At 38.5% G+C, this 13,482-nt stretch carries 16 protein-coding genes; 13 read left to right on the top strand and 3 right to left on the bottom strand.

Going from position 1 to position 13,482, the window contains the following annotated elements:
- The first annotated feature begins 17 nt into the window (after positions 1 to 17).
- The 3 genes from MUO14_RS07695 to MUO14_RS07685 all read left to right on the top strand — a co-directional run bounded on the left by MUO14_RS07695 (position 18) and on the right by MUO14_RS07685 (position 2,501).
- Positions 18 to 980, top strand: coding sequence for an arsenic resistance protein (locus MUO14_RS07695; RefSeq protein ID WP_244754659.1), 963 nt, complete (start codon positions 18 to 20; stop codon positions 978 to 980).
- Positions 981 to 1,330: 350 nt separating this feature from the next.
- Entirely contained in the window at positions 1,331 to 1,954 is a 624-nt protein-coding gene (gene plsY / locus MUO14_RS07690) for a glycerol-3-phosphate 1-O-acyltransferase PlsY (protein WP_244754658.1), read from the top strand.
- Between the two features lie 88 nt (positions 1,955 to 2,042).
- Positions 2,043 to 2,501, top strand: a complete 459-nt coding sequence (locus MUO14_RS07685) for a GNAT family N-acetyltransferase (protein WP_244754657.1) — start codon at positions 2,043 to 2,045, stop codon at positions 2,499 to 2,501.
- A gap of 67 nt (positions 2,502 to 2,568) precedes the next feature.
- Here the strand turns inward: MUO14_RS07685 and MUO14_RS07680 are convergent, their stop codons facing one another.
- The gene (locus MUO14_RS07680) at positions 2,569 to 2,886 is read right to left on the bottom strand and encodes a cupin domain-containing protein (RefSeq protein ID WP_244754656.1); all 318 of its coding nucleotides are present in this window, start codon (positions 2,884 to 2,886) and stop codon (positions 2,569 to 2,571) included.
- A 187-nt stretch (positions 2,887 to 3,073) separates the two neighbouring features.
- Here MUO14_RS07680 and MUO14_RS07675 point away from each other — a divergent pair, with 187 nt between their 5' ends.
- The 9 genes from MUO14_RS07675 to MUO14_RS07635 all read left to right on the top strand — a co-directional run bounded on the left by MUO14_RS07675 (position 3,074) and on the right by MUO14_RS07635 (position 9,812).
- Positions 3,074 to 3,595, top strand: a complete 522-nt coding sequence (locus MUO14_RS07675; RefSeq protein WP_244754655.1) for a DinB family protein — start codon at positions 3,074 to 3,076, stop codon at positions 3,593 to 3,595.
- 290 nt (positions 3,596 to 3,885) lie between these two features.
- Positions 3,886 to 4,476, top strand: a complete 591-nt coding sequence (locus MUO14_RS07670; RefSeq protein ID WP_244754654.1) for a TetR/AcrR family transcriptional regulator — start codon at positions 3,886 to 3,888, stop codon at positions 4,474 to 4,476.
- A gap of 86 nt (positions 4,477 to 4,562) precedes the next feature.
- Positions 4,563 to 5,966 (top strand): MFS transporter, encoded by a 1,404-nt coding sequence (locus tag MUO14_RS07665; RefSeq protein ID WP_244754653.1) that lies wholly within the window; start codon positions 4,563 to 4,565, stop codon positions 5,964 to 5,966.
- Positions 5,967 to 6,043: 77 nt separating this feature from the next.
- Positions 6,044 to 6,382, top strand: coding sequence for an antibiotic biosynthesis monooxygenase (locus MUO14_RS07660; protein ID WP_244754652.1), 339 nt, complete (start codon positions 6,044 to 6,046; stop codon positions 6,380 to 6,382).
- Positions 6,383 to 6,481: 99 nt separating this feature from the next.
- A complete protein-coding gene (locus MUO14_RS07655) occupies positions 6,482 to 7,042 on the top strand; it encodes an NADPH-dependent FMN reductase (RefSeq protein ID WP_244754651.1) in 561 nt (186 codons plus the stop codon).
- Between the two features lie 299 nt (positions 7,043 to 7,341).
- Positions 7,342 to 7,656, top strand: coding sequence for an ArsR/SmtB family transcription factor (locus MUO14_RS07650; RefSeq protein ID WP_244754650.1), 315 nt, complete (start codon positions 7,342 to 7,344; stop codon positions 7,654 to 7,656).
- Between the two features lie 113 nt (positions 7,657 to 7,769).
- Positions 7,770 to 8,342 carry an NAD(P)H oxidoreductase gene (locus tag MUO14_RS07645; protein ID WP_244754649.1) on the top strand — a complete coding sequence of 191 codons (573 nt, stop codon included), beginning with the start codon at positions 7,770 to 7,772 and terminating at the stop codon, positions 8,340 to 8,342.
- A gap of 542 nt (positions 8,343 to 8,884) precedes the next feature.
- Positions 8,885 to 9,358 carry a GNAT family N-acetyltransferase gene (locus MUO14_RS07640; protein ID WP_244754648.1) on the top strand — a complete coding sequence of 158 codons (474 nt, stop codon included), beginning with the start codon at positions 8,885 to 8,887 and terminating at the stop codon, positions 9,356 to 9,358.
- Between the two features lie 313 nt (positions 9,359 to 9,671).
- Positions 9,672 to 9,812: a hypothetical protein gene (locus MUO14_RS07635; RefSeq protein WP_244754647.1), complete on the top strand. Its 141-nt coding sequence runs from the start codon at positions 9,672 to 9,674 to the stop codon at positions 9,810 to 9,812.
- A gap of 42 nt (positions 9,813 to 9,854) precedes the next feature.
- On the opposite strand, the gene MUO14_RS07630 is transcribed toward MUO14_RS07635, so the two are convergent.
- Positions 9,855 to 10,991, bottom strand: coding sequence for a trans-sulfuration enzyme family protein (locus MUO14_RS07630; RefSeq protein WP_244754646.1), 1,137 nt, complete (start codon positions 10,989 to 10,991; stop codon positions 9,855 to 9,857).
- A 114-nt stretch (positions 10,992 to 11,105) separates the two neighbouring features.
- Positions 11,106 to 11,720, bottom strand: coding sequence for an FMN-binding negative transcriptional regulator (locus MUO14_RS07625; RefSeq protein WP_244754645.1), 615 nt, complete (start codon positions 11,718 to 11,720; stop codon positions 11,106 to 11,108).
- A 130-nt stretch (positions 11,721 to 11,850) separates the two neighbouring features.
- Between MUO14_RS07625 and pdxR the strand changes: the two genes are divergently transcribed.
- The gene (gene pdxR, locus MUO14_RS07620; protein WP_244754644.1) at positions 11,851 to 13,230 is read left to right on the top strand and encodes a MocR-like pyridoxine biosynthesis transcription factor PdxR; all 1,380 of its coding nucleotides are present in this window, start codon (positions 11,851 to 11,853) and stop codon (positions 13,228 to 13,230) included.
- Positions 13,231 to 13,482 lie beyond the last annotated feature (252 nt).

The following is a 13,482-nucleotide window of genomic DNA, read 5'->3' as shown; positions in this document are numbered from 1 at the left end:
GGAGGTGGGGTGACGAGTTGTTTACTAGAGAGAAACTTGAAAATAATCAAGTGTGGCTATATATTGGGATGTTGATTATGGCAACCATATTTGGTTTTCTCATGCCTGGCTATGCCGAAAATTTAGGGTCGGTCATTTCTATGATTATTGCCTTGTTGATGTATAGTATGTTTTCTCAGATTCCATTTACATCATTGAAAAAAGTATTTGGAGATCCAAAATACTTTAAAGCCTTACTAACGATTAATTTTATCATTGTACCCATTGTGGTCTGGCTGTTAGCTCAATTTTTGCCTGGGAATCCAACGCTGCTGATCGGATTTTATTTGGTATTATTAACTCCGTGTATTGACTACGTCATTGTGTTTACATCCTTAGGTAAAGGAGATGAGAAACTAGTTTTAACATCTACTCCCATTTTGTTTGTGGCGCAAATGTTACTTCTACCCTTGTATTTGTGGATGTTTATGGGTAGAGACGCTGTCGGAATAGTGGAGCCTACTCCATTTTTTGAAGCGTTTTTTGGTTTGATTATTATACCTCTTGTGGTTGCGTTGTTATTACAAATCGTAGCGAAGAGGGGGGCTTTCGGAAAAAAGATATTGGATGGCTCTGCTTGGTTACCTGTCCCATTCATGGCATTAACCCTTTTTATCGTCGTGGCTTCTCAAATTATTAAATTGCCTACTTATGTAGATCAAATTATAAAAGTGATTCCTTTATACATAGTTTTTATGGTGATTATGCCGTTTATAGCTAAATATGTAGCAAAATGGTTTAAATTAGGAATGAAGTCAGGTAGGGCTCTTATTTTTAGTGGATCAACAAGGAATTCGCTAGTTGTACTACCACTTGCTTTAGCTTTACCTGAGATAGGGAATGTGGTTGCAGCTGTTATTATTACCCAGACGATCATAGAGCTAATAAGTGAACTTGTTTACATACGCGTTGTACCCAATTTTTTGTTGCGTGATAAATAAAGAATAGATGTACAATCCTTTAGAAGGGAATAGGGGTTTGATTTCCCAATAACAAGTACAACACTTTTGTTATTTTATCTTGATATCGAGTCTTGAAGAATAGGGCGCTTTCCGGAATAAAGGATTTGTGCTTTTTATGCATGAATAGGGCCATTATCTTGAAGACTTGAATTCGAGATAAATGTGAAATTTATTCCAGATAAGGGCAGGTTTATTGAAGACATGATTTCGAGATAAAAGACAACTTATGTAGTATACCGATTTAATTATCTCTTTAATTTGAAAACATTAAATTATGTTACTATTAGAGTTGTTATTGATTACATAATTCTGTAAAAGGGAGAAGAGTGATGATTGATATTTTAGTGCCTATTGCGGCGTTGGCTATGGGTTACTTATTAGGCAGCCTTAATACAGCGGTGATTGTAGGGAAAATATATGGTAAAGACATAAGAAGCCATGGAAGCCAAAGCGCAGGGCTTACTAATACTTTGAGGGTACTGGGGAAATCGGCTGCGACGTTTGTTCTCGTGGGAGATATAATAAAAGGGGTAATTGCTTGTTATATTGGGTTGTTCCTTGATGTAAACTTTTATTCGGGAGAGGCTAAAGATTCCTTATGCCTTTTAACGGCAGGTGCAGGAGCAGTAATAGGGCATAACTGGCCGGTATATTTTCGGTTTGAAGGGGGTAAGGGAGCTCTTACAGCGGTGTCAGTGGTGTTTATGGCTGACTGGTTTATAGCCCTTTTAGGTCTAGGTTTTTTTGTGATAATAGTCGTTTTAACACGTTATGTTTCTTTAGGTACAGTATGTGCTACATTGGGTATTGTGGCTATTTCGTTTATTCCTGTTTTTGGGCATTCTGTATATTTTAATATATTTGCCTTCCTAATGGCGATTATGGTTATTTTCAGGCATAGGAAAAATATACAAAGGATACTCTCAGGTACAGAAAACAAACTCACTTTTTGATTCTTAACTGTTAAAACAGAAAGTCACATGAAAACAAACATGATTGAATACTTGCTTTTTATATAAAATTCGAAGGTGAAATAGAAAAATGACGATGAGGTTAGACGAAATGAATTCAGATGAATTCCAAGCATTTTTAAGTTTTGCAATTAAACATTTTGCAGACGAACAAATCAAGTGTGGTAATTGGAAGCCGGAAGAGGGAATTAGCAAGGCAACAGAAGAGTATGAAAAGTTGCTCCCAGAAGGAAAGAACACGGAAAACAACCACTTATTTACAATTCGGGATGAAAACCAAGAAGTTGGCATGATTTGGCTCGCGAAAGTAACTGATGAAAAAGGGTTCATTTATAGTATCAACATTTGGGAAGGAAACCAAGGTAAAGGTTATGGTAAAAAAGCTATGCAAGAAATTGAAGTCTTAGCTAAAGAATTTGGATTGAAAAATATAGGCCTACATGTCTTTGCCCATAACCAATTGGCACGAGATTTATATGAAAAGTTAGGATACATAGAAAAGAATATTAAAATGGAAAAATCGTTATAAGCCAAAAAAAATTTTCAACTAGAGTACGATATATCTCGAATGCAAATCTTCAATTATTGGATGCGTTTTATAAGTTTATTGGTGGTTCTGGAGACATAACTAATATAGTACATCCAGTCGGACTAATAGGAGAGTGTTCGCTGTTTGGAGGATAGTATAAGTAAGTACCAGGACCATATTCAGTGTCCATATCCTTATACACTCCATCAAGTACGAAAACTTCCTCACCGTCAGGATGGCGATGAGGAGCATAGCCTTTACCTGGAGCAAATCGTAGTAAAGTACGTACTTCGCCAGGTTCAAAACGTAGAACAAACATTTCAACCCCGTCACCTACTGTTTTCCACTGAATGGATTTCGTATCAATATGATTGACTGTATTCATAATATCCCTCCATCTTATTATCTGGTACTAACACCTTATACTAAATATTAATTCGAGGTTTAATAACAAATTCCTTCCATAAACATAAAAAAAATATTTCTTGAATTAACGAAGCACTTATTATACTTTGTTAAGCAAACGGGCGCTTTTATCCAATAAGGATAAACGACAAATCGGAGGGATTTTAATGGCATTCGATTTAAAAGGTGAATCAAATATGGAATCAGTTGTTGGGATCTTATATTCAACTGTCAAGGAAAATTTTCAACGATTAAAATCTGTTACTGAAGAGATGGAGCAAGAGGAATTAGATTATCATGGCACAGATGGAAAGTTTAATAGTGCCGGACAATTGATAAGACATTTAGCTTATGTTGATCTTAACTGGGTTTATAGAATTAAGGATGAACCTTTACCAGGTGTTTTGGAAGAGAAGTATGGACCAGCTTTAAATGAAAATGATCAACTTCCAATGGTTAAAGGAGTCTCTCTACAAGAACTTTTATCTGATTATGAGAAAGTGTATGAAATGTTTAGATCTGAATGTACTTATCTAACTGACAATGATCTAGATAAAGTTGTCACTTTTGGAAATGAAAACGAAAAGCAAGCAACCATTCGCTGGGGAATATGGCACATCTCAGATCATAATAGGTACCATCAAGCCCATATAAACCAGCTGCGTAAATGGTATAAGGGAGAACATTAATATTCCATAATACCAGCTAATAGAAGTTCTCTGCTTGTTCAATATAAGGGCAATAGTAGAAGGTCAGTATTATTGTCTTTTAAATATTATCTTGGTACCAAGTCTTCTGCTACGAGGGCGCGTTTATCGATTAACGCGTCCTTTTGAATAGGGCCATTTTCTTGAAGAAGAGATAAACAAAGAACATGTCAAAAAAATTTTAGATTAAACTTGACAATAAGAAGATGATATTATACATTAGTGACAGTCACTGATGACTGACATTAATTTAAGAGGTCGAGGTTATTCAAATGAATTTTAATAAAAAACAGGACACTGCTGATAAAATTATGACGGCTGCCATAGATCTTATGGCAGAAAGAGGCTACAAAGGCGTAACGACTGAAGAAATTGCAACAAAAGCTGGATTTAGTGAAAAAACGTTGTTTAGACACTTTAAAAGCAAACAAAATTTGTTAGAATCAGCTTTTCATCGTTATCATTATGCGGAAGAGATGAAAGATCTCTTTGACAAGAAAATAACATGGGACCTTCACACAGACTTGATGATGATTAGTCAAAACTACCATCGAATCATGTATCAGAATCGAAAACTGATCCAAATTAGTGGAAGAGAGCGTGAGAATCTTCCTGGCTTTCAGGAATCTACCCACAAACACCCTGAGCAGTTAAAAGCATTCTTAACCGAATATTTCGATGAGATGTATAAAAAGGGAAAGATTATTCAAACCGATTCCGAAAGAAAAGCTGTTGCCTTTCTGTACTTGAATTATGGTGCGGCTATGGGCGGGATAAACAATGATCCAATACTCAATACCTTTTCGATCGAAGCCTTTATTGAAGAAAGTGTTTCGATTTTTACTAGGGCTTTAACCCCCTAGTTATTTTTTAAAAGTATAATGTCAGTCAGTGGTGACTGTATATAACTTGGAAGTTACCACTATCTTAACTGAAAGGAGAAATAAAAATGGAGCAGGAAGTACAAGAACAAACGGGAGAAAAATTAATGCGTATTTTGATGTTCACGCTTGTCCTATCCGTCATGAGTGCAACGATGTTTAATATCGTGCTTCCCGAGGTCGCTTCGGATCTTGACCTTTCTTTTGCCCAAGTGAGCTGGGTTTCAACAGCCTATATGCTGATTTATGGAATCGGAGCGGTCATCTATGGAAAGTTGGCCGACACCTGCAAGCTCAAAAATTTGTTGACGTTCGGACTGATCTTTTTTTCACTTGGTTCAATAGTTGGTCTGATCGCTCAAGCCTATTGGATGGTGCTTCTTGGCCGTATCTTACAGGCTGTGGGGGCATCAGTCATTCCGGCAACGGCTATGATCATCCCCGCCCGCCATTTTCCGCCGGCGAGACGCGGTAGCGCTTTGGGGATGGTCGCTGTCGGGTTGGCGCTTGGAAGAGTATTGGGTCCGATTGTTTCTGCTTTCATTGTCAGCATTGCTGATTGGCGATGGTTGTTCTGCCTCCCTCTTTTAACGCTATTCCTGCTGCCGTTTTACCGTAAATATTTGGATGACGAACAGATGCAAGGAAGTAAAGTCGATTGGCTTGGCGGTGGGCTATTAGCCGGGACAGTAGCGCTATTGCTTTTGTCTGTTACGAGAGGGGGATGGATGTTTGCCATCGGCTGCCTGACTTTGTCTGTCTTGTTCATGATACGCATTCGCTATGCAGCAGAACCATTTATTAAAGCTCGTCTGTTCCAAAATAAGCGCTATTCTTTTGGGTTAGTTATTACTTTTCTTGTCAGTGGGACCAGTTTCTCGTTCGTTTATCTAAGTCCGTTGTTGTTATCCGATGTCAGTCATTTGGATCCACAGCAGATTGGCATAGTGATGGTTCCAGCCGCCATCATTTCGGCCATTCTCGGGAAAAAAAGCGGAAAATTAGCGGATGCGAAAGGAAATCCATTCTTATTCTACTTGTCATCCGCGTTAATGTTCATCGCCTTTCTTTTATTATCTACCTTTGTGGGAAGTTCGCCGATTTTCATCGCTGTCTTTTTAACCATCGGTGATGCCGGGGCAGCGTTCATACTCATTACACTGTCGAACACGATTTCCCAAACATTACCGAAGGAACAGATTGGGGTTGGCATGGGCATTTTCTCGCTGTTGAACTTTATGGCAGGCAGCGTTTCAGGAGCCGTATACGGCAAGGTGGTTGACCTGGGGGCTGTTTTGAACTGGAATCCCGCCAGATTGTTTTCGAACGGGATTGTTTACAGTAATATTTACATCTCCCTTGCTCTTTTGCTTGTGAGTATTATATTGCTTTACTACTTTCAGTTTCAGAGAGCGACAAGCACGCGCTTTAAAATGACGTATAAACCAGGTCAGACTGAGCAGAGTCCATAATACGATTCATTGATAAGTAAGAAACAGCCACTAAGTGTCAGCAACAATAATCTAATTGATCTGAGGAGGAGTAAAAAATGCCGACAATAGATGAAAACCGATTCTTTACGGTAATGGTTGAGTTCGATGTTGAACCACAATACCAACAGGTATTGATTGATGAAATTACCGATCAAGTTGAACAACACTTCACCCATTTTACTGGATTTGTATCCGCAAGTTTTCATGCGAGTGATAATGGACGCCGGGTGGTGAACTATGGTCAATGGCTGTCAAAAGAGGCCTGGATGGGAAGTTCTTCGGCAACTGGTTTTGACGCAGCCAAAGCGACAATCGCTGAGGTTATTAAGCGCTGTGGGGCAAGGACCACGAAGGTCGATTTCTTTCAAGTTGCACGAGTGATCGAAGGCGCATAAAGGGGTGTGAGGCTCCTTATTTAAATATTTAAGTTAAGTTACTTTTGAGGGCGTTGCCCTAATGATCCCACAATATATTTTTACTAGGAGGAATGTAACATGAGTATGATAGCAATTATTATTGGAAGTACACGTCCGGGTCGCAATGGCGAGGCTGTTGCCCATTGGGTATACGAGATAGCCAATCAACGCAGTGATGCTGAATTCGAAATCGTAGACATTGCAGACTACGATTTGCCACTGCTTGATGAACCAAAGGGGGCAGCCTCAGGGGAGTACACGAAGCCGCATACGAAGGCTTGGTCCAAAAAAATAGATACTTTTGATGGTTTTATTTTCATCACGCCAGAGTATAATCACGCAACGTCACCTGCCCTTAAAAACGCCATTGATTTCTTGTATAAGGAATGGAACAATAAATCGGCTGGTTTTGTCGGATACGGGGCTGCCGGGGCTACGACAGCAGTTGAAAATCTTAGGATGATTATGGCCGAATTGGAGGTTGCCGACGTGCGTGCTCAGGTTCGACTTTCGCTCTTCACCGATTTTGATAATTTCAGCGAGTTGAAGCCAGCTGCCTTTCAAGAGGAATCGGCTAATGCCATGATTGATCAAGTCATCGCCTGGGGCGATGCATTGAGTGTAGTTCGAAATAAATGATTAGGGCCGATGAAATTTTTGGTATCGAGATATTTGGAGAGTCGTCATGCCCTGTGAAAGATTCGTAAATTTATAACTTAACGAAAACCACCTCTTAAAACGAAATTCAAAACACTTGTGCTATGCTTATCTCTTGCGTTGTAATGCCGGTTAAGGCGATTAAAAGTTGTTTTTCACAAATAAGAGTGTCTTCAAGTATACGATCGGGCGCTTTCTTTGAGTAAGGGTGAGCGCCCTTCTTTCGTATTTGTATGATTTATCATATTGACATATCGGGAAAAACCGATTAACATAACAGTATGGAGCATATTGATTTTTTTAAAGCGTTATCCAATGAAACTAGATTAGAGATATTGAGATGGTTGAAGGAACCAAAAAAACACTTTGACAATCCTCCTGGGAAGGGTCCAGAAAATATTGATGAGAAAGGTGGTGTCTGTGTAGGTGTTATTCAAAAGAAAGCACAATTGTCACAATCAACGACGTCTCAATATTTATCCATGATGCAAAAAGCAGGTTTGTTGAAAGCTGAACGCAAAGGGAAATGGACTTATTACCGAAGAAATGAAAAAATGATTCAGGATGTATCCGAATACTTAAAAGAGGAGCTATAAGCCTTTTTTTGTCTATTCATATCGTCATATCCCGATATGAAGATTTGTTGTTTGGTTTAGTCTATTTTTCAATAATTTAACAAAAACGCTATAATAAAGGGAGGAGAATTATAATGAACGTATTGACAGTTGTTACGCATCCAAGAGAAAATTCTTTGACTTTTAAAGTATCGGAACATTTTATTCAGGGGCTTAAGGATGCAGGTCATGAAACAGAGATATTAGATTTATATCGCAGCAGTTTCAGCCCTGTACTTTGGGAAGAGGATGAGCCCGAATGGTCTGCTGATTATCAACAATATTCTTCTGAGGTCGAGATGGAGATGGAACGAATGAAAAGACACGATGCGTTGGCTTTTGTTTTTCCTCTATGGTGGTGGAGCATGCCGGCTATGTTAAAAGGATATATAGACCGCGTTTGGAACTGGGGATTTGCTTACGGACCTAAAAAGCTTGATCATCAAAAAGTGTTGTGGCTTAGCCTGGCCGGGGCTCCAGTCGAACGTTTTGAAAAGAGGCAGTACGACAAGATGATGATGCGGTATTTCAATGTTGGCTTAGCGGATTATTGTGGAATACCGAATTCACAATTCGAACTTTTTTATGAAACCATAAATGAGCAGCCAGGATATATGGAAGAGTGGTTAACTCGAGCTTATAATTTGGGATTGAACTATGCCAAATAGTGAATCTAGAGGCTTGACTGTTTTTCCTGATTACAAGTTAATAGAAGCTTGATTATCATTTTTAGATAATTTATCTTGACATCGAGTCTTCTGCAAACGGGCGCATTTCAGGAATAAAGGATTTGCGCTTTTTGCATGAATGGCAGTATTCTGGAGTAACATATTGTGCAATTGATAGGAATTTGAAATAATTGTTATTAAGAAAAAATAAGAAAGAGTGAGATTATTACATAATTTCAGCAGGATTAGTTAGGGTGATTTTTATTGAATTGATTATTAACGTATTGATAGGTGTTGGTATTGTTATATTCTTATTATTTTCCTTTGCGGTCTTTATTACTTTTAAAGATAGAAAATAAAGGGGTACGGAAACGATTCGAAGAATGAAGGCCACTATGGAAAAACGAAAATCAAGAATTACATGTTTAATGTCAAATGGAGTTGTTCCAGAAAAGGGGCGCATATCTCGAATAATTACGAAGGTCAAAGACGTTTTGGCTAACTAAGGCTTAAGATTTTCATAAAGTAGGAGGGAAAATAATATGACTAACGATGAAAACATTGTACTTATGAAAGCAGACCTAGATCAAATAGATTTAGTTGCCGACCTTTTTGACAAATATCGGGTCTTTTACGAACAACCATCAAACTTAGAGGAAGGAAAAAAGTTTATTCGTGAAAGAATGGAAAATCAACAATCTGTGATTTTTTTAGCAATCGAAAAACAAGCAAGCTCTGTAAGACCATTAGGATTTGTTCAGCTTTATCCATCCTTTTCATCAGTCAATCTAGCAAAAATATTGATATTAAATGACCTGTATGTTGATCAATCTGCGAGGCGAAGTGGAGTAGCTAAGAGCTTAATGCAAAAAGCAAAGGAACACGCCTTAGAAACAGGTGCAAAAGAATTAACACTTGAAACAGCTAGCGACAATCACAAGGCACAACATTTATATGAATTAATTGGGTATGAGAAAGACGCGGAACATTTTTATTATAATTTATTACTCAATTGAAGATTATCGTTTATGAAACGACCTACCTACTGGAAATAATACCAGCTAATAGAAGTTTGGTAATTGCTTTGAGGAAAATTATCTTGAAACTGAGTCTTCATGATAAGGGCGCAATTCTGGAGCAAAGAATTGCGCTTTTATTAATGTATCGGGCCATTATCTTGAAGACTTGAATTCGAGATAAATGTGAAATTTATTCCAGATAAGGGCAGTTTAGTGGAAGACTCAGTTTCGAGATAATATCTTATTTTGAAACGATATCCGTTCACAGTTCGTAGGTAAATTAAAGTACATTTTAGGAGTGGTAGTCATCTTGGACCTTGGGATATTTGGTGTATTTGCTTTTGGGGATGGAATCATTGCTCTATTGGGGTTTTTGGCCATATTAGGTAGAAGAGTTACCGAACCTAATGAGGAATTACAGCAAAAAGTCGAGGGATACTTCTTCTATTAACATTCAGAGGGGAAGAAAGAATTATCCCCTCTGATTGAAGTTTCATTTTACTTCTTCCAGCGCCTGAGATAAATCTTCCTTTAGATCATCCACATGCTCGAGTCCGATTGATAGACGCAGGAGATTAGGCGGAGCCATCGTTGTGCTTCCTTCAACTGAAGCACGGTGCTCTATGAGGCTGTGCGTTCCACCCAGACTTGTAGCACGGGTAACCAATTGTACTTTTGCAGCAACAGCCATCGCTTCACGTTGACCACCTTTCACCTGAAAGGACAACATACTACCGAATGAGCTCATCTGCCGTGCTGCAATATGATGTCCTGGATGGTTAGAAAGACCAGGATAATGAACGGCTCCGACATTCGGATGATAATCTAAAAAATCTGCAATTTCCGATGCATTTGCACAATGGGTCATCATACGTTGGGCAAGTGATTGTACGCCCCGTAGTGCAAGCCAACAGTCGAAAGGGGAAGGCACCGCACCTTTTGAATGTTGCCAAGCTCGTAGATTAGTCAACATAGGACTATCTGATCTTGCGACAACTGCACCAATCATTAAATCACTATGTCCCCCAATATATTTCGTCACGGAATGGATTGAAAAATCAACTCCAAGAGTGAGGGGACGTTGCAGAACTGGAGTGGCCCACGTATTATCAGCAACGGTGTATGCCCCGGCCTGCTGTGCAATTTTGGTAACAGCTTCAAAATCAATAACTTTCAGTAGTGGATTAGATGGCGTTTCGATCCAGACCAGACCGGTTGGTGCGCTTTTTATCGCTTTCTCAACCTCATGAAGATTTGTCATGTCAACAATCACAATGTCAAACTTTGACCCAATATCCGTTTCCGAAAGAAGGGAACGAATACCAAAATACATATCGTTTGGCATAATAACCCGTCGTGGTTTATCGGCAGGAAGTGCCTCGATTAATGAAGTGATTGCTGCCATCCCTGATGCGAAAGTGACGCAATCATACCCTTCCTCGAGCGAAGTGAGGCAGTCTTCTAGAGCATGGCGATTGGGATTGCTTTCACGGCTATACACGAATTCATTTGGGTATGAACCATCTGCAGCTCGTTCGAATGTTGTAGAGAGATGGATTGGCATGGTAACCGAGGACGTTGATTTGTCAATTGAACGCCCGGAGTGAATGGCTTTTGTTTCAAAACGCATACATATTCCTCGCTTTCAAAGATTTTTGAAATGATCTTTTATCCATAAGCTTTGTCTGCTTTGATTGAGATATTTTAATAAGTTTTGTTCATCAAAGAGTACATTTGAGTACCTTCAAGATTTCTTTCTAAGAATTGTTTTCATATGAGATGCAATTTCCCTCTCATCTTCACTTGGGGATTGTTCAAGTTGTGAAATAACAAGCTTTAGTCGTTCAGGGGAATGATTTTGACTCAACTTTGCCTTTCCTTCAATTTTATCGATCTCGATTTTGAACCCAACAATGCCTTTTGCCTGTCCTTCTAAAAAATGGGCATCCAAGTGGTCCCATTGATAAGAACTATTTGGATCTTCATATTTCGATACCATATGATGAAGGGAATCCATCATTTGTCTCCCGTCTATGATCTCAACCTTTCCGTATACATGAGCAGCTACGTAATTCCATGTCGGAACGGCTTTATTCGTTTCATACCAGGAAGACGAGATATAACAATGCGGCCCCTGAAAAACGGCAAGTACCTCCTGTTCTTCTATATCTCTCCACTGCTTATTCGGTTTTGCAAAGTGACCGTACAAATATCTTTTTTCTTTATCTAAAATCAAAGGAAGGTGGGTCGCATACGGGTGACCCTGATGTTGGGAAAATAGCGTAGCGAAGCTGTTTTCCTCAATAATCTCATAAATCGCTTTTTCATCTTTGATTTCAAAGTGCTTTGGAATATACATTATTATCACTCCTCATCTAATTTCGTGCTTGAAAAAATGTTAACGTTCATATAAAAATATACTATGATATAAACTGACATTTAAAAAGATACAATATGAAATAATCAAGCATGTCAGGAGGGATATAATTATGAAGAATTATCTTTTTGCCTTAAACGAAAGCTCTCCCAAATACAAACAAATCTACGAGCAGTTTAAATCATTTATTGAACAAGGCAATATGAAAGCTGATGAACAACTACCCTCTATTCGAAAACTTGCTGATTCTCTTCAAGTAAGTCGTAATACAACCCTAATGGCATATAACCAACTTGTAGCGGAGGGTTATATACGCGGAGAAGGACGAAAAGGTTATTTTGTCAATTTATTAGAGCCATCTTTATACCAGGAATCACCAATCCTCCCTAACAAAAAAAGGGGGAGAAAGAAAGAATCCGTTCGTGTCGATTTTAGGACAGATGCTGTTGATCAATCCCATTTTCCCTTAAAAATATGGAGACGAATAGCGAATCAGGTCTTAACGTTACCTGAGAGCTTTCGGTATGGAGAATCTTTTGGAGAGGTGAGTCTGCGTGAACAAATTGCCGCATACTTACTACAATCACGTGGGGTAAAAACCGATGCAGATGCCATTATTATAGGTAGTAGTACACAACAAATGCTTATTCATCTAGGCCATATATTAAAGGAAGATTACTCAGGTATTATCGTAGAAGATCCAGGGTTCGATGGCGCCAGGGAAGCTTTTAAATTCCATCACTTTTTGCTTGAATATTTGCCAGTATATGCAGCGGGTATAGACCTTTCGCAACTTAACCAACTGGATTCAGCCTTAATCTATGTAACACCCTCTCATCACAGTCCATACGGTGTAAGCATGCCTATTCAACAACGACAAACGCTCATTCAATGGGCAAATAAGGTACAGGGATACATTATTGAAGACGATTATGATAGTGAGTTTCGATATACACAACGGCCTTTTCCAGCGCTCGCTTCTATTGATTCAACAAGGGTCATATATCTGGGGAATTTCTCAAAGTCTTTTCTCCCAGGACTACGTTTAATCTATATGGTGTTACCAAAGCAGCTTTTAAATCGTTATAAAAATCAGTTCCTGAACTTCGAAAGTTCAACTTCACTTTTTAGCCAACTTACAATGGCTAGATTTATGGAAAATGGGGAATGGAATCGGCACATTAAGCGAATGCGCCTTGTTTATAAACGAAAAATGGAACACCTTGTATCTTTATTAAAAAAACATTTAGGGCAAAGTATATCCATTATTGGCGAACAGTCCGGTTTGTACGTATTAATTAAGGTAAATCTGGAGTGTTCAGAAGAATGGCTAGTCGAGCAGGCTTTCCTTTATGGGGTTAAAGTACGGCCAACTTCAATCTATTTCATAAAAAACCAATCGGATAGACCTATGATTAAACTAGGGTTTAGTGGTCTTTCTTATGATGAAATCGAACTTGGTGTAAAACTTTTAAGAAAAGCGTGGTTATAGAGGAGTTTTTATTCTTAAACTAACGTGTATTAACAGGTATTTGGTACCTGTACGTTGTTTTTTTCTTGGTAGTTTTACTGCAAAATCTAAGGGGGAACCTAAACAAAAAAATCATAAAGTGAAGAATTGAAGAAGTAGAGGGAGGTCTATCATTATTTCAATGGTATTTATTCAAGTTATCTTGAATTCGAGTATTATAGAAACGGGCGCGATTACGTAATAAGAAGACCCTGTCGTTATTATTTCAAAAAA

It is taken from the genome of Halobacillus shinanisalinarum, from assembly GCF_022919835.1.
Classification (GTDB): domain Bacteria; phylum Bacillota; class Bacilli; order Bacillales; family Halobacillaceae; genus Halobacillus_A; species Halobacillus_A shinanisalinarum.
Note: the sequence above shows the minus strand (reverse complement) of the source record. Positions and strands in the feature narration are given on the sequence as shown.

Bases quoted from the DNA above. Each gene is read 5' to 3' on its own strand.
- MUO14_RS07630 (WP_244754646.1), bottom strand. From the start codon at position 10,991: ATGCGTTTTGAAACAAAAGCCATTCACTCCGGGCGTTCAATTGACAAA.
- MUO14_RS07685 (WP_244754657.1), top strand. From the start codon at position 2,043: ATGACGATGAGGTTAGACGAAATGAATTCAGATGAATTCCAAGCATTT.
- MUO14_RS07655 (WP_244754651.1), top strand. From the start codon at position 6,482: ATGAGTATGATAGCAATTATTATTGGAAGTACACGTCCGGGTCGCAAT.
- pdxR (WP_244754644.1), top strand. From the start codon at position 11,851: ATGAAGAATTATCTTTTTGCCTTAAACGAAAGCTCTCCCAAATACAAA.
- MUO14_RS07675 (WP_244754655.1), top strand. From the start codon at position 3,074: ATGGCATTCGATTTAAAAGGTGAATCAAATATGGAATCAGTTGTTGGG.
- MUO14_RS07660 (WP_244754652.1), top strand. From the start codon at position 6,044: ATGCCGACAATAGATGAAAACCGATTCTTTACGGTAATGGTTGAGTTC.
- MUO14_RS07625 (WP_244754645.1), bottom strand. From the start codon at position 11,720: ATGTATATTCCAAAGCACTTTGAAATCAAAGATGAAAAAGCGATTTAT.
- MUO14_RS07645 (WP_244754649.1), top strand. From the start codon at position 7,770: ATGAACGTATTGACAGTTGTTACGCATCCAAGAGAAAATTCTTTGACT.
- MUO14_RS07650 (WP_244754650.1), top strand. From the start codon at position 7,342: ATGGAGCATATTGATTTTTTTAAAGCGTTATCCAATGAAACTAGATTA.
- MUO14_RS07680 (WP_244754656.1), bottom strand. From the start codon at position 2,886: ATGAATACAGTCAATCATATTGATACGAAATCCATTCAGTGGAAAACA.
- plsY (WP_244754658.1), top strand. From the start codon at position 1,331: ATGATTGATATTTTAGTGCCTATTGCGGCGTTGGCTATGGGTTACTTA.
- MUO14_RS07640 (WP_244754648.1), top strand. From the start codon at position 8,885: ATGACTAACGATGAAAACATTGTACTTATGAAAGCAGACCTAGATCAA.
- MUO14_RS07670 (WP_244754654.1), top strand. From the start codon at position 3,886: ATGAATTTTAATAAAAAACAGGACACTGCTGATAAAATTATGACGGCT.
- MUO14_RS07665 (WP_244754653.1), top strand. From the start codon at position 4,563: ATGGAGCAGGAAGTACAAGAACAAACGGGAGAAAAATTAATGCGTATT.